The organism is Roseovarius tolerans (assembly GCF_900109855.1).
In the GTDB taxonomy this organism is placed as follows: Bacteria; Pseudomonadota; Alphaproteobacteria; order Rhodobacterales; family Rhodobacteraceae; genus Roseovarius; species Roseovarius tolerans.
Window position 1 is genome coordinate 1 of sequence record NZ_FOBO01000038.1, and the last position, 5,927, is coordinate 5,927.

Genomic DNA, 5,927 nt, shown 5'->3' on the forward strand with positions numbered 1-5,927 from the left:
CGCAGGAGCCGGTCGGTGTTCTCGTTGCTACGGCCCTCGGCGGAAAACCGCGAGGAAAGTGCCCCGATAGGTGCCTCTCCGCCGACGACACCGACATTCCCGCAACACCGGTAGAATGACAGCCTCGGCGGCGCTTGCCTGAGGTGGTGGCTCTCTCCGATGAATGACCCCAGCTGGAGATCAACACGCGGGGGCGTCCATGTCGAGTGCACTCATACTGGTCGGATTGGTGGTCATTGGAGGGCTTCTGCTCGGGCTGGTCTTAACCATGGACAGCTGAAATCCCGCAACGGGTGAAACGGGTGGCCGCTGGAGCAGTCTTGCGGGGCTATGCCACGCTACATCCTATCAAAGTCCGCCCCGTAGGCCGCGACCGCCCGTGGGAGGCAAGTAAAAAGCTGCCATCTGATCCGCACGAGTAAACGACAGCTTGCAGCCCGAAGCGGTCATATCCTGATCAGCTCAGGACGATAAAAGCAGACGTTCAAAGTGTCGGTCATGACTGGCTGCAATGCGAACGAAGCAGACGCTCTCGTTGACGCCAAGGTTGCTACCATTTGATGGTTGATCTACGCTTTCAGCTATGCGTTTTGTTGCTTTGATAATCACAATTCTACTTGCGCCGCAGGCTTGGGCCGGTGGCTCGTGGAAAGAATTCTGGTCCGCTGACGGAACGATAATCCGCGGATGGTTGGAAACTCCCGAGGGTGAGGGTCCGCATCCCGCCGTTGTCATGATGCACAGCTGCTTTGGCCCGATCAACGATCAGGGCGAACTGGCGGCCCATGACAGATCATGGGCAGATATTCTGACGAAGAACGGCTATGCCATCCTTGCGGTCGATAGTTACACGCCGCGTGGCGCCGGCTCTTTGTGTCAAGAGCGGAATCGGCCAGTGCTGGCAAGCGCAGAACGCCCTTGGGACGCGATTGGCGGGCTCGTGTTCCTGCAGGAGCGACTGGATATTGATGGCGACAGGGTGGGTATCATGGGGTGGTCTAACGGCGCCATTACGTCGCTGTGGACAGCCAGAGACGGCGCCAGCGCGGCATCGGCGCTGGAAGGGCCCGATTTCCGCGCGGCGGTTGCTTATTATCCGCTTTGTAATGACGTCCTGAGCCGCATTGATAACTATATGCCAAGGATACCGGTTCTGCTCCAGATCGGTGCTGACGATGACTGGACGGACCCCGAACCTTGCCGAGAGCTTGCGGCACAGACGCAATCACGCGGCGGTGATTTGACCTTGGCAGTCTACGAGAAGTCTCACCACCTATTCGACGCGCCAGACATGCCTGTGCGTCCATTCATGGCCGTGAATGACACGCAGGAAACGGGCCTGATAGAAATACATTTCGGAACCAATGAAACAACCCGCGTTCAGTCTATCGAAAGAACGCTTGATTGGTTCGCCGAATACCTGCGCTGAACACCGTCCCCCGCACAATTGTCCGTTGACATGGGCTCGTTTCGGACCTTAGCCGCAAAGCGCCCCAAGGTCAGCTCGGCGGACATTCCGGACTTGTGCGTATGCGGCTATTGCTTACGCAGCATCGTTTAGCACATGCGGCGGATTTCTTGCTGTTCCGCAGCCCATGCCGCGGAAGCAGCCATTGCAGAACAGTTTCAGCAGCCGAATTCAAACCGCACTGACGCTGCATGGAGCATGAAATCACATGTCGCGGACGAAGCATGAGAAATCGGGCATCCTCGTAAGAGCATCACAGAATGATCGCCGGAAACGATCAAACTGCCACGGCCGCGGTCCCGACGGCAGGGATAGGCACATCCCACACCGGCCCGTCGCGGTGCTTTGCCCGTACCTGCGCGACAAAGCTACGCTCAAAGCTATTTCTTTCGGGCACTCACAACGAAGTGTGTCAGCGCATAGAAAAAGCGGCCTTCCGCAGCCAGGACCTCTTGCTCCTCCAGCCACGCGGCGGCCTCTTCGGCGGGAACATGGTTGTTGTCGACAGCATACCGGGACATCAATTGCATCATCATCGTCGCAAGCCCGTCCGGCTTCAGCGTGTGATCGCAGGTTGTTAGCGGTGTGACGCCTTCAACGACAAAGCCTGCGTCTCGCATGATAGGCGGCAATATTGCCGGGACGTCACGCTGTGTGAAGTGATGATCCCAAGACGCGATCATGCGATCCATACGTTCCTGATCCTCGCTGAACCACACCAGACTTTCGAGATGGATGTCACCGATCACAAGTCTGCCGCCGGGTTTGAGCACCCGCCCGGCTTCGACGATGGCTCCGGGAATATCGTCAAGATATTCGAAGACTTGAACCGAAACTGCCTTGTCCATTGTTCCGGTCTCAATTGGCAGATCATTGGCCGTGCCGATCAGGGTTTCAACCCAATCAAACTCTTTGCACCGCTTCTTCGCGGGACCAAGCATGTCGCTGCTAGGATCAACACCAATTGCCCGGCCCCCTGATCCAACCGCGCGGGCAAGCTCTAGTGTCAGCAAACCACTCCCGCAGCCAATATCGACGATTGTTTCGCCAGCCGTGGGGCGAAGTGCGTCGAATGAAACTTGCCGTCTCCGCGTGACATCCGCGCCTTGATAGACAATATCCAGAAGCCGCAGCGTTTCCTTGTCAAACTTGAGCATGTTTTGCGCCCCGTGCCAGATACAAGTGATTATTGGTCCTATTCATCTGCGGGAACAATTGCATCAACTTCGATCTCGACCAGCCATTCAGGATTCACAAAGCGGGTCACAGCCATGATCGTATCAACAGGGCGGACGTCGAGGCAGAAGGCTTTGCGCGCTTCAATGGCTGCCTTCCAATTGTCGATTTCCGTCAGAATAATACGGGTTCGAACAATGTCTTGCAATCCAGAGCCCGCCTGTTCGAGCGCATCCTTGATGATCTCAAAGCACCGTATCGTCTGGGCATGGACATCACCGACACCGACAGTTCTGCCGTCAGGATCCACGGGTGCTGTGCCACCAACAGCAATGAATGAGCCCACGCGGACCGCCCTGCTGAACCCCACGGTCTTTTCCATCGGATTGCCGTTCGAGATGAGAGTTCGTTGAACCGTCATGCCGTGGCCCTGACCGCCCAGGCACGCGCAGGCATCCGAACAGGTCCGGCCTCTGCGATCTGCTGCTTTAATTGGACCATAAGCGCTTCGCGCCGATCTGCCGGCAGGCTCATACAATAGCCGGGTGCAGGACCGGCCCCAAGTGTGAACGGCATCCAGAACGCGTCGAAATCTTCGAACTCGGTTTCGATCTCAATCAGTGAGATAGCTATCCCTGAAAGTCCCGCCTGTGCGCAGATTTCTCTAAGTCCGGTCTCAGAACAAAAGGGAAACCGTGCGCCCTCGTTCAATTCGGCAGCTTTCGGGTCTACCTTGGCAGCGGCCTTCCAGAAAGCATCAATAAATCCGATCCCACCGCCGGGATAATCCCAGACGTAGAACGACAAGACGCCACCCGGCCGGAGCACACGGTGCATCTCTTTCAACGCCGCTGTCTTGTCGGGTAGGAAGTTCAGCACCAGTGCGGATGTCACGACATCCCTGCTGTCGGTATCCAACCCGAGCTTCTGGGCTTTTGCGGTTTCGAATGTGGCGCGGGGGTCAACGTTCGCCGACTTGGCGTATGCCACAAAATCAGCTGAGGCATCGGTCGCGACGATGGAACGCGGCGCGGCCTTCGCAAGAATGGCGCTGGTCAGCGCGCCGGTCCCACATCCGATTTCCAGCCAATCGGCATCGGGCGGCGCGCCCAGCCAATCAAGGTACTTGGCTGCAATCTTCTTGCTCCAACGCCCCATGTATTGGTCGTAGCTTTGTCCGGCGCTCCATGCGTCGTGACGAGTATCCGTTTGCATGTGTTCCCCCCTCGGTGAATTTCGTTTTAACTGTGAATTGTTGCAGCCGACAAAATCGCTTGGATATGTGCCAATCCGGCATCCAGAAAGGTCAGCCCTTCAACCTCGATCACCGCACCCGTCGCAAATTCGGGAAACGCCGTGGAGAAATCCGTACAGGCCAGAACGATGGCTGAGCTGGGCCGCGATTCAGCCAATCGGTGGCAAATCCCAAGAAGGGCCGCGCGTCCTTCCGCCCCCCTGCCGGGGTAGAAATGCTTTTCCAAAAGATCGGCGATCTCTTGGATGTCGTCCTGCGTTACGATGTCCGGGCAATCGATACTCGACGCGCGAAGGGCTTCGTGGAACCACACGCCCGTCATTGTCACAGGCGTGCCAAGGACAATCACGGATGTCAGGGCGTGCTTCCTGGCTGTTTGCACGGCGGCGTCAACAATACTGACAACCGGAATCGAAATGCCGTCAATGATGTCAGAAAACCGCGCGTGCGGAGTCACGCTCGCAATTGCGGCGATCTTGCATCCGCCGCGCTCGAGGTTCGAAAGCGCGTCGCGGAAAGTTGCATCAAACCCTGTCCAGCTTTGTGGATTACCAGGCGTACCGCGCAGTGCTAGTGTCTCGCGCATGTCCAGCGACTCTATCGCCAGGCGTGGTGACCCGCCGGGCAAAGACGCCCGAGCCGCCCTGCACAAGCCTTCATAGTACAAGATGGTTGCCGGCCACCCGACTCCGCCGACCAAACCAATTTTCCTGAACGTCTTTTCCATGCCGTTTTCATCCTATAACCCATAGTGTACGCTAAATTGGATGAATCCTATATAGGAAATATCTTATATGCCTGATTGCGCTCATATGATATCCGCCCCACTGCGAGCGCTGTCCAACTCCAAGCGGCTGACAATCCTCCGCTGGCTCAGGGACCCGACATCGCATTTCCCGCCCCAGCGAGACGGTGACCTGGTTGTTGACGGCGTCTGCGTCGGCTTCATCACCAAAAAGATTGGCCTCAGCCAACCCGCTGTGACTGAGCACATGCAAATTCTGGCCGATGCGGGGTTGGTATCATCCAAGAAGATTCGCAATTGGGTCTTTTACAAGCTGGACGATGAGCAGGTTCGGACTTTTCTTGCCGCCCTGTCCGAGACGTTGGAAATACCCAAGCCAAGATAAGAACTGTCATGGCCGCCGCGATTCAATCGATCTGGCAATTTCGCGCAAGTGTTTTTCCCCGGTGCCACAACAGCCCCCAAAAACATCCATATGAGGATAGCGTTCGGCAAGATCGCCAATCTGCGTTCCTAACTCAGCGGGATCGCCATCTTCGAGGTGGCCCAACTTGCACAGCGCCAGTTTCTCCATCTTCGAGGCATTGGGCCGCACACCACGCAGTCTTTTGATCCAACTGGCATTCTCAAGCGCAGGCTCATATTCGACCGGGTGTGAGCAGTTCAGCAGATAGAAGTCTGGCGCATGCTCACCGGTTTTGGCGTCGATCTCGGTGATGGCTTCGCCGAGCGTCGGCCCAGATTTCAATTTGCAGTTGCTGTCGAGCGTCAGCGCGACCGACAGGGGGACATTCAGCTTTGATGCCGCGCGACAGGCACCGACCGCCTCGGGCACATTGTTGAACGTCTGCGCGCTGGCAAAGTCGACGCCCGCCGCCTTCAGTGTGCTCAGTTGCACAGCGTGATAGTCTTCTGCGCTTGCGGCAGTGATTTCCTTGTTCAGGTCGTAGGCATCGCCACGCGGCCCCAGAATGCCGCCGACCAGCAGGCGCGGGATCTGGCTGGCGTAGCTCTTTGCGATGTCGCGCAGGAACGATATGGCCGCTATGTTTGCATCGGCCAGCCCTTGGGCCGAGTAGCCCAACTTCGCCCCCCAATCCGGGCTGGCGCGATAGTCGAGGCCAGTGAGAAGAAACGACAGTCCGAACTCAGCTGCCACATCCAACTGGGTACGAAACATATCACGCATGAAGGCTTATCCCTTTTGTTCCGGCGGGACTACATGTTGAGGCGACAGAGTTCTTGATTGTGGATTGAGGCACGGATTAGATCCGTTTGCAGCG

Annotated in this window: 7 protein-coding genes; 2 read left to right on the plus strand and 5 right to left on the minus strand. The window is 57.1% G+C overall.

What is annotated here, in order from left to right:
- Positions 1-583: 583 nt before the first annotated feature.
- On the plus strand, positions 584-1,429 hold the full coding sequence (locus BMX04_RS18720; protein WP_074788356.1) for a dienelactone hydrolase family protein: 846 nt from the start codon (positions 584-586) through the stop codon (positions 1,427-1,429).
- Between the two features lie 419 nt (positions 1,430-1,848).
- On the opposite strand, the gene BMX04_RS18725 is transcribed toward BMX04_RS18720, so the two are convergent.
- The 4 genes from BMX04_RS18725 to BMX04_RS18740 are packed head-to-tail and all read right to left on the minus strand — an operon-like array spanning position 1,849 to position 4,626.
- Positions 1,849-2,625, minus strand: coding sequence for a methyltransferase domain-containing protein (locus BMX04_RS18725; RefSeq protein WP_074788358.1), 777 nt, complete (start codon positions 2,623-2,625; stop codon positions 1,849-1,851).
- Between the two features lie 38 nt (positions 2,626-2,663).
- A complete protein-coding gene (locus BMX04_RS18730) occupies positions 2,664-3,065 on the minus strand; it encodes a RidA family protein (protein WP_074788359.1) in 402 nt (133 codons plus the stop codon).
- The gene (locus tag BMX04_RS18735) at positions 3,062-3,859 is read right to left on the minus strand and encodes a class I SAM-dependent methyltransferase (RefSeq protein ID WP_074788360.1); all 798 of its coding nucleotides are present in this window, start codon (positions 3,857-3,859) and stop codon (positions 3,062-3,064) included. The genes BMX04_RS18730 and BMX04_RS18735 overlap by 4 nt, the downstream gene beginning before the upstream one ends.
- Before the next feature lie 26 nt (positions 3,860-3,885).
- Positions 3,886-4,626, minus strand: a complete 741-nt coding sequence (locus tag BMX04_RS18740) for an aspartate/glutamate racemase family protein (protein WP_074788361.1) — start codon at positions 4,624-4,626, stop codon at positions 3,886-3,888.
- Positions 4,627-4,711: 85 nt separating this feature from the next.
- Here BMX04_RS18740 and BMX04_RS18745 point away from each other — a divergent pair, with 85 nt between their 5' ends.
- Positions 4,712-5,029 carry an ArsR/SmtB family transcription factor gene (locus tag BMX04_RS18745; RefSeq protein ID WP_244888599.1) on the plus strand — a complete coding sequence of 106 codons (318 nt, stop codon included), beginning with the start codon at positions 4,712-4,714 and terminating at the stop codon, positions 5,027-5,029.
- Positions 5,030-5,035: 6 nt separating this feature from the next.
- Here BMX04_RS18745 and BMX04_RS18750 read toward each other — a convergent pair whose 3' ends face one another.
- Positions 5,036-5,833: a homocysteine S-methyltransferase family protein gene (locus BMX04_RS18750; protein WP_074788365.1), complete on the minus strand. Its 798-nt coding sequence runs from the start codon at positions 5,831-5,833 to the stop codon at positions 5,036-5,038.
- Positions 5,834-5,927 lie beyond the last annotated feature (94 nt).

Excerpts from the sequence above, each read along its gene's own strand:
- BMX04_RS18750 (WP_074788365.1), bottom strand. The coding sequence starts at position 5,833 with ATGCGTGATATGTTTCGTACCCAGTTGGATGTGGCAGCTGAGTTCGGA.
- BMX04_RS18735 (WP_074788360.1), bottom strand. The coding sequence starts at position 3,859 with ATGCAAACGGATACTCGTCACGACGCATGGAGCGCCGGACAAAGCTAC.
- BMX04_RS18725 (WP_074788358.1), bottom strand. The coding sequence starts at position 2,625 with ATGCTCAAGTTTGACAAGGAAACGCTGCGGCTTCTGGATATTGTCTAT.
- BMX04_RS18730 (WP_074788359.1), bottom strand. The coding sequence starts at position 3,065 with ATGACGGTTCAACGAACTCTCATCTCGAACGGCAATCCGATGGAAAAG.
- BMX04_RS18740 (WP_074788361.1), bottom strand. The coding sequence starts at position 4,626 with ATGGAAAAGACGTTCAGGAAAATTGGTTTGGTCGGCGGAGTCGGGTGG.
- BMX04_RS18745 (WP_244888599.1), top strand. The coding sequence starts at position 4,712 with ATGATATCCGCCCCACTGCGAGCGCTGTCCAACTCCAAGCGGCTGACA.
- BMX04_RS18720 (WP_074788356.1), top strand. The coding sequence starts at position 584 with ATGCGTTTTGTTGCTTTGATAATCACAATTCTACTTGCGCCGCAGGCT.